This window comes from Paenibacillus silagei (assembly GCF_017874735.1).
Taxonomy (GTDB): domain Bacteria; phylum Bacillota; class Bacilli; order Paenibacillales; family Paenibacillaceae; genus Paenibacillus_AQ; species Paenibacillus_AQ silagei.
The window spans coordinates 603,301-616,823 of the sequence record NZ_JAGGLV010000001.1; the positions used below are offsets into that span (position 1 = coordinate 603,301).

The 13,523-nt window shown below is 54.3% G+C and carries 12 protein-coding genes; 2 read left to right on the forward strand and 10 right to left on the reverse strand.

Features of this window, described 5'->3' with window-relative positions; all coding sequences use genetic code 11:
* Positions 1–30 precede the first annotated feature (30 nt).
* The 5 genes from J2Z70_RS02560 to J2Z70_RS02580 all read right to left on the reverse strand — a co-directional run bounded on the left by J2Z70_RS02560 (position 31) and on the right by J2Z70_RS02580 (position 4,285).
* Positions 31–723 carry a response regulator transcription factor gene (locus J2Z70_RS02560; RefSeq protein WP_209868946.1) on the reverse strand — a complete coding sequence of 231 codons (693 nt, stop codon included), beginning with the start codon at positions 721–723 and terminating at the stop codon, positions 31–33.
* Positions 724–862: 139 nt separating this feature from the next.
* A complete protein-coding gene (locus J2Z70_RS02565) occupies positions 863–1,882 on the reverse strand; it encodes an alpha/beta hydrolase family protein (RefSeq protein WP_209868948.1) in 1,020 nt (339 codons plus the stop codon).
* A 4-nt stretch (positions 1,883–1,886) separates the two neighbouring features.
* Positions 1,887–2,549, reverse strand: coding sequence for a GNAT family N-acetyltransferase (locus J2Z70_RS02570; RefSeq protein WP_209868950.1), 663 nt, complete (start codon positions 2,547–2,549; stop codon positions 1,887–1,889).
* Positions 2,546–3,331 carry a MerR family transcriptional regulator gene (locus tag J2Z70_RS02575; protein WP_209868952.1) on the reverse strand — a complete coding sequence of 262 codons (786 nt, stop codon included), beginning with the start codon at positions 3,329–3,331 and terminating at the stop codon, positions 2,546–2,548. Before J2Z70_RS02575 ends, J2Z70_RS02570 begins: the two co-directional genes overlap by 4 nt.
* Before the next feature lie 63 nt (positions 3,332–3,394).
* Positions 3,395–4,285: a LysR family transcriptional regulator gene (locus J2Z70_RS02580; protein ID WP_209868954.1), complete on the reverse strand. Its 891-nt coding sequence runs from the start codon at positions 4,283–4,285 to the stop codon at positions 3,395–3,397.
* Between the two features lie 152 nt (positions 4,286–4,437).
* On the opposite strand from J2Z70_RS02580, the gene J2Z70_RS02585 reads away from it, so the two are divergent.
* A complete protein-coding gene (locus J2Z70_RS02585; protein WP_209868956.1) occupies positions 4,438–5,586 on the forward strand; it encodes an MFS transporter in 1,149 nt (382 codons plus the stop codon).
* A gap of 118 nt (positions 5,587–5,704) precedes the next feature.
* On the opposite strand, the gene J2Z70_RS02590 is transcribed toward J2Z70_RS02585, so the two are convergent.
* The 3 genes from J2Z70_RS02590 to J2Z70_RS02600 form a co-directional block, all read right to left on the reverse strand.
* Positions 5,705–7,228: a malate:quinone oxidoreductase gene (locus J2Z70_RS02590; protein WP_209868958.1), complete on the reverse strand. Its 1,524-nt coding sequence runs from the start codon at positions 7,226–7,228 to the stop codon at positions 5,705–5,707.
* Positions 7,229–7,402: 174 nt separating this feature from the next.
* Positions 7,403–8,623: a hypothetical protein gene (locus tag J2Z70_RS02595; protein ID WP_209868959.1), complete on the reverse strand. Its 1,221-nt coding sequence runs from the start codon at positions 8,621–8,623 to the stop codon at positions 7,403–7,405.
* Between the two features lie 629 nt (positions 8,624–9,252).
* A complete protein-coding gene (locus tag J2Z70_RS02600; protein ID WP_209868961.1) occupies positions 9,253–9,801 on the reverse strand; it encodes a pyridoxamine 5'-phosphate oxidase family protein in 549 nt (182 codons plus the stop codon).
* Between the two features lie 153 nt (positions 9,802–9,954).
* On the opposite strand from J2Z70_RS02600, the gene pdxR reads away from it, so the two are divergent.
* Complete coding sequence (pdxR, locus tag J2Z70_RS02605) at positions 9,955–11,382, forward strand: MocR-like pyridoxine biosynthesis transcription factor PdxR (RefSeq protein ID WP_209868963.1); 1,428 nt, start codon at positions 9,955–9,957, stop codon at positions 11,380–11,382.
* On the opposite strand, the gene J2Z70_RS02610 is transcribed toward pdxR, so the two are convergent.
* Together J2Z70_RS02610 and J2Z70_RS02615 are read right to left on the reverse strand one after the other, a co-directional pair.
* Positions 11,377–12,774: an MFS transporter gene (locus tag J2Z70_RS02610; RefSeq protein ID WP_209868965.1), complete on the reverse strand. Its 1,398-nt coding sequence runs from the start codon at positions 12,772–12,774 to the stop codon at positions 11,377–11,379. The genes pdxR and J2Z70_RS02610 overlap by 6 nt on opposite strands.
* A gap of 75 nt (positions 12,775–12,849) precedes the next feature.
* The gene (locus J2Z70_RS02615; protein ID WP_209868966.1) at positions 12,850–13,440 is read right to left on the reverse strand and encodes a TetR/AcrR family transcriptional regulator; all 591 of its coding nucleotides are present in this window, start codon (positions 13,438–13,440) and stop codon (positions 12,850–12,852) included.
* Positions 13,441–13,523: the final 83 nt, after the last annotated feature.

Sequence of the window (13,523 nt, forward strand, 5' to 3'; positions counted from 1 at the left end):
GAAGGGCTAAAGCCGATCCTTAAGAATGTCTTAAGTCTTCAGCCGGTAGCCCATTCCCCATACCGTCTCTATAAATTCGCTTCCGGGTGCCGCCTTGGCCAGCTTGCTCCGCAAATTACTCATGTGGACGTTCACCGTGTTATCGTCACCGAAATAGGGCTCCTTCCATACACTCTCGTAAAGATTGGCCTTAGTGAATACCTTATGAGGTTCCGATAGCAGCAATTTGAGAATTTCATACTCCCGCGCAGTCAGAGCTGCCTCTGTCCCCTCTGCCGTCACAACTTGAGAATCACAGTCAAGCACAAGTCCGTTGTGCTGCAGAATGCGGGCTACAGCTGGTGGCATAATCTGTGTTAACCGGCGCAGATGGGAGTCAATTCGTGCAGATACCTCCTCAATATCAAAGGGCTTCGTAATGAAGTCATCCGCACCTCCGCGCAGCGCCGACACCTTGGTCTGCTGCTCCCCCTTCGCCGAGATGATAAGCACGGGCATACCCCCGCGCAAGCGAATCCACTTCAGCAGCTCCTCGCCTGTCATTCCCGGAAGCATCAGATCGAGCAGAACCATGCTCCATTCCCGCTGCTCCAGGTAGAGCAATGCCTCTGTACCAGAGAAGGCAGGCTGGGGCTGATATCCGCTCTTTCTGATAATGCTGCACAGCAGCCGGCTAATGTCACTGTCGTCTTCAGCAACAAGAATAGTTATTGGCTTGTCCATCCGTTCTCCTCTTGTCATTCATAATCCGCAGCTCATCCTATATTTTGAATTCTTTAGCCTATATGATAGACCATTGCTGCTGTAAGTTCCAGAGTATGTGCGTGACAGAATACATTACCTATTCACCAGCCCCTTGAGGTTACTCCAGCTCCTTAAGAAATTCCCCAATCCGATCCATATAGCCTGGAACTGTAATGTGGCGCGGAGCGAAGAGGCTGATCATGAGCGCTCTGAAGCTGGAATCCGCCGTCTTCTTGCTCAGCATCGAATGCTCAGCCTCCGGGAAGACCGCCACGCTCAGCAGCTCCGGCCGGACGAGCTTGCGGTACACCTGCTCTGTCTCCTGCCAGTCTACATGAATATCCTGCTGGCCCAGCAGCAACAGCACCGGGGAATGGAATTGCTTAAGATCCTCCCCGGCATCCGACAGGTAATTCTTGCTGACAAAGGTCCACCGCTCCCGCGTCATCGGGTCATCTTCCTTCACTACAGCCAGATAGTCTTCATAGCTCGCCTTCCGCGCCAAAAGCTCCAGAACCTCGTTGTTAGATGCCACTTCCGCTTGAATCTCCGCTTCCGATTTCCCTTCCTGCAGCATTTGCTGCCGGGTATGATAGGCACCCTGGCGCAGCCAGTTAATAGCCGGGGAGACCAGGATGCTGAAGGCGAGCGGCTCCTTGCCCGCCAGCTTGGGAATCACCCAGCCTGCCTGACTGGCGCCCCACACCCCGATCCGGTCCGGATCGATGTCCGGCTGCTTCCGGGCCCATGCGATAGCCTCGCGGGCTTCCTCCACCCGGTCATCTATACTCTGATCCAGCCAATCGCCTGCGGAACCGCCGATCCCTCTTTTATCAAGAGACAAGGAGGCATACCCCAGACTGGCCAACCGCTCCCATAGCGGCTTATATCCGTCATCATGCGAGGCATTAATCGGCCCGTCTCCATGAATGAAGAGGACTAATCCCAGCTTGCCGGAAGCTGCTGAAGACCCCTTGGGCAGCACCAGCGTACCCGTCAGCTCGCCCTCAGGCGACGCAATCCGGATGGCCCGCTCAGTCATCTCAAAGCGGTTCTGCTGCACAATGTATATCCCCGCACCGCCAAGGAGTAGCACTATAATTAGCAGAGAAATCCATAGTTTCTTCGTTGTCTTCATTTCTTCATCTGCCTCTCTTCTGAACCATGTATTCCCAGCGCAATTCATTGAACAATAAGTACAGGGTATAACGAGTCTCCCGGGCTTCCGTGTGGAAAGACCACTTCCCGTATAGCTGACGGGCATGCAGATTACCGGCTGATACATGCAGGCTAAGTCTATTCAGTCCCGGGTCGGTATCTACAAGCTTCTGTGCCCACTCTACAAGCAGCCTTCCTACCCCCTTGTTCTGATGCTCCGGGTGAACTGCGAGGTCGGTAATATAACACTCGCCTGCTGCCGGGGTATGGTCTAGTACATAGAGGCCGATCAGCATTCTGATCATGCCCCGTTTGCCTAATAGCTGTGAGGTTCCCGGTAACGGAGGCGTCTGCCTTTTCCCCAAAAGGCGGGCTTCAGGTGTACACTTAACCGCGATGCTGCCAATCACCTCACCCTGCTGCACAGCTACCATCCTGTGTGTATAGGGATCAGCAGGAGCATACTGAAGCAGCAACTCAAAGCACCCTGCCAGCTCTGCCTTCTTCAGCCTAATCCGGTTCTGGAATTTCCCTTGAAAAGCTTGAGCCAGCAGCCCCCCCACCGCACGATTATACCTCGCCTCCATAGGTTCGATAGTTACTGGTGCTGTGCTTATTGACGTTGTACCTGTTGGCATCGTTCTCATACGGAACCTCGCCCTTCCACGGGTGCAGCCGGGCCGATGCAGGCCCTCAGCTCATAATGCAGCTTGTCTTGAACGAACAGGGAGAGATAAGAACGTTCAATGACCACCAGCGGTCCCGCGAGAGGAATCGCTTGTGCAGCAGCATGCTCCAGCAACCGGCCGGTCCACTGCTCCAGCTCCTCCTCGCGGGCCACACATTGCAGAGTCAGATACTCCCCATCCGGTAAAATAACGCCGCCCGCCTCCGGCTGCTCCAGACACAAGGTCACAGCGCCCGGCTCCTCCAGCACATAATAAATATCCGATTCGAACAGATCAGGTATCCCTGCCGCATGCTCCGCAAGCAGCGCTGCACTCAGCTTCCTGTGTGAATCCAGCTTCATCACCTGCATAAGACTTGTAGCCTTACACTTCTTGATCTGAAAGGTCTCAGGCGAGGTGCTGTAGCTCTGTTGTTCCTCCAGCATTTTACGGATGAACTGCCGAAGCTCCCGGAGGCGGCGCAGCTCTTGCTCAATCCCCTCCAGAGAATGCTCCAGCAGCCCGCGATGCTGCTCCGGACTATAGCCCATACATTCATTAATCGACTGAACAGGCACCTCAAGCTTGCGGAGCAGCAGGATATGCGCGAGCTGATACACTTGATCCATACTGTACATTCTGTACTGATTCTCACCGGTATAAGCGGGCTGCAGAACACCCTTCTCTTCAAAATACCGGATCTGGTGAACCGATACATTCATCAGCTTGGCCAGTTCACTAATTGTTATTTCATTTCTCATCTAATCACTCCCCGGACTGCGGCTTGGAATATCCCTACGATACACCCTGGGTCAGACCTAAGGTCAAGGGGAGGATTCGAGATCCCGGGCCAGACGGATAAAAGCCTCAATTGCCGGGGAGAGCCACTTCTCCTCATGCCAGAACATTTGGGTGGCAAAAGATACTGCGGTCAAATCCCACGGCAGGGAGATCAGCTCCCCCCGCTTCAATTCTTCGCTTACGGCCATTTCAGGCAGGATGGCGATACCCATGCCCAGCTTCGCACATTGTTTGATGGCTTCTGCGCTGTGAAACTCAAGTTCCGTAATGCCCGCCATCCCCTTCTGCGACAGGCTGCGCTCGAAGAAGCTGCGGTAGGAGCACCCTTGCTCCGTCAGTAAGAACGTTTCACCGTGGAAATCCTCGATAGCCAGCGCCGGACGCGACGCCAGCGGATGATCGGGAGCAGCCAGAAGGCAGAAGCGTTCCTCCCTTATTTTTTCTCCGCAAAAGCCGCTCTCGCCCTTCACTTCATCCAGCATGAAGATAACATCGACATCCCCGTCCCGCAGACTCTGTCTGAGGCTTGGACTCACGAGCGGCAGGAAGATTAAGCGGACTCCGGGATGAAGCTGCCGGAACTTCTGCAACACAGCGGGGAGCCGGTAGGTGCATAATGTCTCATCTGCGCTAATCACGATGGTGCCTGTCAGCTCGCCGGGCTGCTTGAGCGCGTGCTGCGCCTCCTCCACCATACACAGGATGTTATCCGCATAACGCAGGAACGTTTTTCCGGTATCGGTTAACGTCACATTTTTGCCGAGCCGGTCCACCAGCTTCACTCCTAATTCTTCCTCCAGGGCCTTCATTTGCATCGTAACCGTTGAGGGAACGTAGTTCTGCGCTTCGGCGGCGCGGGCGAAATTGAGCGTGGAAGCCAGCGTATAAAAGGTTTTAAGTTGGCGCAATTCCATCTGTTGTCACTCCTTCGTTCAAAAAAAATGAACGTTCCATTCAGAAACGTTTCTTTGACTTAACCTTAGCAGCATCGTAGAGTGATGACAAGAACGGCGGCCGATTCCGTTATGAATGTACAAGGATATGAAACCACAAGGAGCGAATGAACTTGAATAACCGATTGACGATATATATTCTGGCACTTGCCGTTTTTCTGATCGGGACGATTGAATATATTATTACCGGCGTCATTGAGATGATGGCGGCAGATCTTAGCGTATCCACCTCCGAAGTGGGGCTAATGGTGACTGTCTTCGCGCTGTCCGCAGCGATTATTGCACCGGTTCTCATTGCACTCACCCTCAATATGGACCGCAAAAAGCTGCTGATGACCGCCCTCGGCGTGTTCATTGCCAGCAACGGGCTGATGCTTCTGAACCTGCCTTATGAAGCTATGCTGGGGGTACGGGTTATCCAAGGGGCAAGCGGGGGCATAGCTACCGTAGTCGCTATGGCTGTAGCTACACGGCTCGTGGAGAAGGAGCGCAGAGGCAATGCGATTGGCATTATTCTGATGGGACTGAGCAGCTCGCTGGTTCTGGGTGTTCCGGCCGGCACTTTTTTCAGTGAACACTTTGGGTGGAGGGCTCTGTTCATCATCGTCGGGGGGCTGAGCCTTGTTCCGCTGTTCATCATCTCTGCCAAGGTCCCTGCCATCAAGGAAAAAGAAGCCGTCACCCTCAGGATGCAGCTGTCTGTGCTGAAGGATTCCAGAATTGTTACTGCTCTGGTGATCACCTTACTATATGTAGGGGGTTACGCTACACTCTTCACTTATATTACCCCTTACCTGCAGGCCGCATCCTCACTGTCTGTGACCGAAATCAGCGGGGTGCTCTTCCTGGCGGGAGTCTGCAGCTTCATGGGCTCCAAGTTAGGCGGGCAATTGGCTGATTCCAAAGGATCGAAGTTCACCATAATTACAGGACTTCTGTTACAGGCAGCCACGCTCCTCCTGTTCGCGCTGGCAGGCGTTCATGTGATCGTCCTCCTCCTGATCCTGATGATCTTCATGCTGGGGACCTGGAGCATCTCCCCCGCGCAACAGCTCCTGCTGGTCACCCTGGTTCCCCGGAACCCGGATATGGCCCTGAGCGTCAATACTTCCTTCATCCAGTTCGGATTCGCGCTGGGATCGGGCCTAGGCGGCTATGTGATCAGCCGTACCTCTGTGCTCCACCTGAACTGGGCGGGTCTCGCCGCTGTAGCGGTGGCTCTGATTCTGGCCATCCGGCTGTTCAAGACTCATAAGGCTTGATCGCCCTTGAAGTACTCAGAGATGGACACAGGAAGACAAAGAGGCTATCCCAAGGGATGGCCTCTTTGCATGTATATAAGAGCTGGCAGGCTGGTGGTTAGCCGTACGCTCTCTATTGCTACAAATGGTTGACCGCGGCTGGCGGCTCATGCCCATCTGTTCCATTCGTCAGTCCCAGCGTGTGCGCTGCGGAAGCATGAATGTCGTTCAATAGCTTCGGGTTAGCGGACAGGGACATGCCGTAGGCAGGAATCATCTGCTTGATCTTCGGCTCCCAGGCCTTGATCTGCTGCGGGAAGCACTTGGTGATTACCTCCAGCATGACAGAGACGGCCGTTGACGCCCCTGGCGAGGCTCCCAGCAATGCGGCGATGGAGCCGTCCGCGCTGCTGATCACTTCCGTTCCGAATTGAAGCATGCCTTTACCGGCTGCTGTATCTTTAATAATCTGCACCCGCTGGCCTGCCACCACCAGCTCCCAATCCTCGCTGCTGGCATCCGGGATGAACTCCCGCAGCGCTTCCATGCGCTGTTCTTTGGACAGCATGACCTGCCCGATCAGATACTTGGTCAATGACAGGTTCTTCGCTCCTGCTGCAAGCATCGTAACCAGATTATCCGGCTTGACCGAGGTAATCAGATCGAACATGGAGCCGTATTTCAGGAACTTGGGCGAGAAGCCGGCAAACGGCCCGAAGAACAGGGATTCCTGCTTATCGATCACCCGGGTATCCAGATGTGGAACAGACATCGGAGGCGCACCCACCGCAGCCTTACCGTACACCTTGGCATGATGCTGGGCTACAATCTCCGGCTTCTTGCAGACCATGAACAGTCCGCTTACCGGGAATCCGCCAATCTTTTTACCTTCCGGGATGCCGGATTTCTGCAGCAGATGCAGGCTTCCTCCCCCGCCGCCGATGAAGACGAATTTGGCGTTATGACGCTCTGTTACGCCGCTGGCGAGATTCTTCACCTTCAGCTCCCAGGAGCCGTCCTGCGCGCGTTTCAGGTCATCCACCTGATGATTATACCTAATATCGGTGTTATTACTCTGCAAGTGGTTGAACAGCATACGGGTCAGGGCGCCGAAGTTCACATCCGTTCCCGAATCGATTTTGGTAGCCGCTATCGGCTGGTCCAGCTTCCGGTTCTTCATCATCAGCGGAATCCATTCCATCAGCCGCCTTGGATCATCGGAGAATTCCATGCCTTGAAATAGCGGACTATTTGAAAGCGCTTCATATCGTTTTTGTAAAAATGCAACGTCCTTCTGTCCTTCCACAAAGCTCATATGTGGCACAGGTACAATGAAATCCTGCGGATTGTGTATTCGTTTCTGGCTCACCAGATAGGACCAGAATTGCTTGGAGAACTGAAATTCCTCGTTCACCTTAATCGCCTTGCTGATGTCGATCGATCCGTCCGGCTGCTCTGTAGTATAGTTAAGCTCGCAGAGTGAAGAATGCCCCGTTCCCGCATTGTTCCATTCCCCCGAACTTTCCTCCCCGGCACCCGCACGCCGCTCAAACACGGTTATTTGCCAATCCGGTACTAATTCCTTTAACAGTGAACCAAGTGTTGCACTCATGATTCCAGCACCAATTAAAATAACGTCTGTTTTTGTTTGTTGGTTGCTCATATTATACCGTCCTTCTACCCTACGATTTGCAGGAAGGATGCAGGCACTCCTGCTTAGGCGCCATAGCAAGCCAGCGCGGACCAAGTCACACACCGTTTGGATCAATCCTGATCCTAGTTTATCACTAATGAAACTAAATTTTAAGATTTATCTTAATTTTTATAAACTTTTTAATTAATAATCACGGGCCGCATCGAACCAGCCCTGCGCCGCTTCCTCTGTTATAGGCTGGCCGAGCTGGTGCTCTGACTGGCTGAGCTGCCATACCGCTTCGCCCAGGTCTTCCCTCTCGGTAGTCTCGATGCCCTTCAGCGAATTGAAGCGCAGGGTGAAGGCGGTAATGGCTGCTTCCGCCTCTTCAAGATTGCGGGCCTCCGCCATAGCTGCTTGTGCAGCATCGTAGGCTTCGTTCGCCAGCTTGGCCAGACGCTTCGGCCAGGCGGAGAACGGGCGGCCGTATTCGCTCTGCCACCACTCCGGCTTCCTAAGCCGGCTTATGGAGGCATAATCATCCCAGGGGCGGACCTTGGCGCGCGCCTTCATCTGCTGCCGCAGACGTTTGCCTACGGCCTCCTCGACATTGTAGGCGATGAACCGGTCCAGCAGCGGCCACGTATCCAGCGAAGGCAGACCGTCAAGCTCCGGCATGAAGCGCAGCTCCAGGCTGGTCAGCCCGGTAAGGCGGGCAAGCGCTTCCAGATCGCAGAAGCTTCCCCACAGGCTGAGCGACTCCAGGTTCGGGAATTGCTCCAGGCCATCCAGCGAGATGGGCTGGCCCAGCGGCGGGCTATTCAGCGTCAGGTTGGTCACACCCTGCAGCTCATCCAGATCCGGCAACCGGTACGGCGCATCACTGCTGCGCCGGCTCATATCCGGTACTAAGGCCAACGTAGTCGGCAGATGGCCGGAGGCCGAGATGCGGGTCAGATCGCCGGACAGGCTCAGGTTGTACAGCTTCTCCGGCAGGACCAGGCTAAGTTGTCCTGCTGCCTTAGGCCCCAGCTTAGGTCCCAGCTTAATACCCAGGTTATAGATATCCGCCCGGCTACCGTCCAACGATACAGCCTCCGGCAGCACCGGGGTCCAGCTTATACTCTCAATCGGCCGCCGTTCCGCCCACTCCAGGAAGCCCGTGTCACCGCCGGTATAGCTTATATATCGCGGCCATGGCGAGCCGGCCGGGGTGGCGAAGGGTTCGAAGACGGACCAGTTGATGCGCTCATCCGCAGCGACCAGCACCTCTGCCTGTGGCTTCGACTCCATGGGGCCGATCGATAAGCTGCCCATACCGGGCTTGCGGTCAAGCGTGTGGCTACCGGGCCCCGTCAGATCAAGGACATACCGTCCGGGTTCTGTAATCGGAGCCGGGGGAAGAGCTTGGTTATCTGTGGACATTTGCTTCATCCTTTCTGCTTGATCCTACCTGTATTCTCGATACTACTAATATTCTCTATACTACCTTTGTTTGCTATATTAACTCAACCATACGATATCCTGGCGGTCACAGCAACTTTGCGGCCCTCTATCCTGTACATATCCTATGCCACCTGCAGTCTCATCCAATTGTAATCGATTTTTCGATTACATTTGGCCCATGCGCCCCCACCAGGCCCATTGTAATCGGTTTTCCACTTACATTTCCGTCCATGCCCCTCTCGTGGCGCATTGTAATCGGTTTTTCGATTACATTTCCGTCCATGCCCCCCTCGCGGCGCATTGTAATCGGTTTTTCGATTACATTTGGCCCACGCGCCCCCACCCGGCGCATTGTAATCGGTTTTCCACTTACATTTCCGTCATGCCCTCCTCGCGGCGCATTGTAATCGGTTTTTCGATTACATTTGGCCCACACGCCCCCACCCGGCCCATTGTAATCGGTTTTCCACTTACATTTCCGTCCGCGTGCCCCTGCCCGGCCCATTGTATTCGGTTTTCCGATTACATTCGCCCATGCTATAACGCGAACAAGCCCGGGCCGTTACCGGCCCGAGCGCTCATTCTCTATTTAGTTTGCCGTGCAGCAATCACACGCTCTGCCCTTCATTCGTCCCTGCCTTGTACATACTCTCTGCTTCAACCGGATTCTCTTTGGCTGTCAGATGCTGCGGAGTGATCCGGTACACTTGTACGGGCCCGCCGTACACAGCCGACCGATATTTCTCGACATGCTGCTTGGACAGAGGCCGGTTATAGTATCCGGGCACATACTTGTTCATCATCTCCTGCAGGACCTGCGTAGCCTCATCCAGATCCGTCACCGGCTCTGCCTGCCCGAAGACCATCACGCTCATATAGGCAGTATCCGTCTTGGCGGGCACGGGATTCGTGATTGTCCCATACTCCTCACAGACTGTGAAGCATACCTCTGAGTTCTCACTCATCACCTGATTGCGTCTTCCATCCCCGGCCCCGTGGATATACAGCTTCCCGTCCATCCACACATAGTTAAGCGGCACAACATACGGGAGATTACCATCCGCTAATCCCAGAAACCCAATTCTCGCCTGCTTCAAAAACTGTTCAATCCTCGCCTCATCCTTACATTCCCTGACCTTGTAACGAACCGGATTCATATCGAACCCTCTCCTTCCCGCGTCCTCCGCGTATACGTTATTCGGTAGTATATCAGCTATTGGATTGTGCTAAAATATCCAAAGAACATAGTTTCGACCAATCCATAATTTAGGCACTGCACCGAAACAACAAACGGGAGGGGACTTCTCACAATGTTCGTCAACCGCAACGACCCAAGTCCGATCTGGCAGCAACTGCTGAATCAGGCCATTCACAATATTACGCAAGGCATCTGGGAGCCAGGCGAGCTGCTGCTCCCTTCCCGTGAGCTCGCCGAGCAGCTCGGGGTCTCCCGCTCCACGGTGCAGCTCGTCTATGAGGAACTGCTCAGCAGAGGGTACACCGTAACCTCCCGGCGGGGCGGAACACGGGTAAGCCAATGGAATCCTGTCACCCAGACAACCCGGGAGACCATACCGGAAGGCCCCGTTCCTCCCTCAATTCCCCTGCTGAACTCAGCGGTAGATCAGCTGCAAGACTGGTTCGGAGGCCATCTGCCTCAGGAGGTGAAGATCGATTTCACCCCCCACGAGCCTTATGTGGATAGGGCCTTCCAGAACCACTGGCGGCAATCTCTGCTTCACGCCTCTGCCGCAATGGACGTATCCGATTGGTCCTACGGCAATCCCTATGGTCTCCTGCCGCTCAGGGAACAGATTCAGCGTTACTTGCTGCTTGAGCGGGGCATACGGATTGAGCTCAATCAGATTCTATTGACCTCAGGAGCGCAGCACAGCCTTGACCTGATTGCCCAATCCCTGCTCACGGAAGGAGATACCGTCTCTGTGGAAGATCCCGGCTTCCCTGCGGCCTGGATGGCGATGAATTACCGGCGGATGCACGTAGCCCCTGTCCCGGTAGACGGACATGGCCTTGTGGTTGACCAGCTTCACCCGGAATCGCGTCTGGTCTTCGTAACTCCATCGCACCAGTGCGCCATAGGCTCCGTGATGTCAGAGCCGCGCAGGCAGCAGTTGCTGCATCAGGCCGTGCAGGAGCAGCTATGGATTATAGAAGACGGCTATGACAGTGAATTCCGCTACCGTGGCGACCCGCTGCCCACGCTCTATAGCCAGGCGCCGAATAATACCCTGTATATGATGAGCTTCTCTAAAATGATCGCCCCGGCCATCCGTATCTCGGCGATTGTCGGCCCGGCGCGGGCCATTGCCCAGCTGGCCCGCGTACAGGAGCTGACCTACCGCCACCTTCCGGTGATGGACCAGCTCACCTTGACCCATTTTATTCAAAAAGGGCACTTCATGCGCCATATGCGCAGAGTCCGCAATGTGTACCGCCGCAGACATGAGGCCATCACCAAGGCGATAACCGCAAGCGGTCTAGCCGAGCGGTTCACCCTGAGCGGAGCAGAGACGGGACTGCATGTCTTCCTTGAGGCAGAATCAGACTACGATGAGGAAGCCGTGACCCGGTTAGCCCTGGAGCAGGGAATCCGGGTATATCCGCTTGCACACTACTGTCTGGAGAGCCGCAGGAAGGGTTGGGTGCTGGGGTTCGCCAAGGTGGATGAGACCTTGATTGAGCAGGGGATTCACCGGCTGGCCGGGCTGTTATTATAAGCCCCTGCTTATGGTCCCGGATGATCTGCTCTCCTTGCGCCCAAACTGCACATAATAAACCATGCTCACCGCAATAACCAGAACAGCAAGCACCGCGAAAATATTACTAAACACAAAGGAAGCCTCATTTCCAGGTATAGGATTGAACGCCGCTGCCGGGGCACCGGAGTCGAGCACCTTGCCCAGGACCGCCGTCGATGTAGCGGCTGAGATGAAGGTGAGCATGGAGAACAGCCCCATCCCCACTCCTGTCTGCTCTGGGGTCAACGTCCGCGAAACCGTATTTGACATAGCAATCTGCATGAACGACTGGCCCAGCACACAGAACACCAGCGAGATCGAGACCAGGACCGATGATCCTCCAGCTACGGAAGACAAACACAGGAAGCCTATCCCCAGAAGCGAGGCCGCCGTATACACGAGCCGAGGATTCCCGTGCTCATCTGCCAGCTTGCCGCCCTTACGGCCCAGAACCGTGGTAACGATAGCTGCCGGCAGCATGATGATCCCGACATAGGCGGGAGACAGACCGTTTACAAGTGTCAGCATCTGCGGGATGAGATATGGAGAGCTGAAGCTGATTCCTGTAATGCAGAAGGTAATCATCAGGATGATCGAATACTGCCTGTTGCGGAAAATATCGGGATGGATAAACGGAGCCGCAGCGGAGCGGATACGCAGAATAAACAGGAGGAGCATCAGAACCGCTGCCAGCGCAAACGGGAAGCTCCCGCTCGTTAATGCCAATAAAGTTGCCGTTACCGCCCCAGCCAGCAATATCCCGCCAAGCCAGTCCATCGGACCCGCCTTTCCTGATTCATCATCCTGCAGATATTTGCGGTAGACCGGCAGTGTCAGCAGCGACAGCAACGGAATGAGGAACAGAATCCGCCAGCTCCAGGCGCTGATGACCATACCGGCAATAATCGGCCCCAGCGCGGTACCCAAGGCTATCCCAATGGCAGACGTACCCAGCGCACGGCCTCTTTTCTCGGGAGAAAAGTAACGGATCGGGATGATCATGGCCATAGCAGGGATCACGGAAGCCCCGGCTGCCTGAATTACACGACCCGCAATAATCATCCAGTATTCGGTGGCGGCAACGCCAGCCATAGACCCGAGGACAAAGAGCAGTAATCCATACGTCAGTAAGTCCTTCAGCCGGTACTTCTCCGTCAATTTGCCAAAAGTAACCGCACCGACAGCATATACAATCATATAACTGGTAATGACCCAGCTTACCTGTGATGGAGATAATTCAAATTGCTTACTGATCGTAGGCAGCACAATATTGAACATATTCGCATTCATTGATGAAATCACCAGGATAAAAACGAGCGCGCGCATTAACACATTCCCTTTGGTATTAGGCGTTACAGCATGGTTCTGCATAGGTAGTGCTCCTCTCTCCATATATCAATTCAATTATGTTAGTCAGTACTTACTGTCATTTTATCCAAAAAACAACTAGGGCGTGAAAGCCCTAGTAAAGGTCTGGACACTTGCCGTAATGAATTCCTCCAGCGACACCGAAGTGAAATTCCCCTCATCGTCCAGATTGTTCAGGAATGCGCCATAATTCATCACCATAAATTGCACAGCCTGCACTCTGGGATTCCCGGGAATCAGCTTCCCCCGCTCGGTCATGGCCTTGAAATAATCCGTCAGATTCCGCATCAGCTGCTCCGGGGCGGTTCTGCTATACTCCTTAAGACCGGGGAGTTGATCCCCTTCTTTGATAAATATCATATTCATCTTCCGGTTGCGGTTCATAATCTCATGATACGTCCGGCTGACCAGCAGCAGATCGGTATGAAGATCCCATATAATGCTTTCATTGAACAGCCTGGCCATATCTTCGGTATAATGAAACCGGTCGAAGGCCCGCTCCAGCAGGTTCAGCTTGGTTCCGAACTGGCGGAACAGCGTCTTCTCGCTTAAGCCTGCCGCCGCCGCAATCTCCTGGGTGGTCACACTCTTGTAGCCCTTCTCTGCGAACAGATCAATGGCAGCGGTCAGGAGTTTATCACTGGTACTTAGCGATTTGCTCTCCATCATCATATTCCTCATTTCAAAAGTTGACTGTCAGTACTAACTGACATAATAGACTAAGAATACACCCTGCTCCCGAATTTAGCAAG

Coding starts and splice junctions, on each gene's coding strand:
- J2Z70_RS02560 (WP_209868946.1), bottom strand. CDS start 723: ATGGACAAGCCAATAACTATTCTTGTTGCTGAAGACGACAGTGACATT.
- J2Z70_RS02565 (WP_209868948.1), bottom strand. CDS start 1,882: ATGAAGACAACGAAGAAACTATGGATTTCTCTGCTAATTATAGTGCTA.
- J2Z70_RS02570 (WP_209868950.1), bottom strand. CDS start 2,549: ATGAGAACGATGCCAACAGGTACAACGTCAATAAGCACAGCACCAGTA.
- J2Z70_RS02575 (WP_209868952.1), bottom strand. CDS start 3,331: ATGAGAAATGAAATAACAATTAGTGAACTGGCCAAGCTGATGAATGTA.
- J2Z70_RS02580 (WP_209868954.1), bottom strand. CDS start 4,285: ATGGAATTGCGCCAACTTAAAACCTTTTATACGCTGGCTTCCACGCTC.
- J2Z70_RS02590 (WP_209868958.1), bottom strand. CDS start 7,228: ATGAGCAACCAACAAACAAAAACAGACGTTATTTTAATTGGTGCTGGA.
- J2Z70_RS02595 (WP_209868959.1), bottom strand. CDS start 8,623: ATGTCCACAGATAACCAAGCTCTTCCCCCGGCTCCGATTACAGAACCC.
- J2Z70_RS02600 (WP_209868961.1), bottom strand. CDS start 9,801: ATGAATCCGGTTCGTTACAAGGTCAGGGAATGTAAGGATGAGGCGAGG.
- pdxR (WP_209868963.1), top strand. CDS start 9,955: ATGTTCGTCAACCGCAACGACCCAAGTCCGATCTGGCAGCAACTGCTG.
- J2Z70_RS02610 (WP_209868965.1), bottom strand. CDS start 12,774: ATGCAGAACCATGCTGTAACGCCTAATACCAAAGGGAATGTGTTAATG.
- J2Z70_RS02615 (WP_209868966.1), bottom strand. CDS start 13,440: ATGATGGAGAGCAAATCGCTAAGTACCAGTGATAAACTCCTGACCGCT.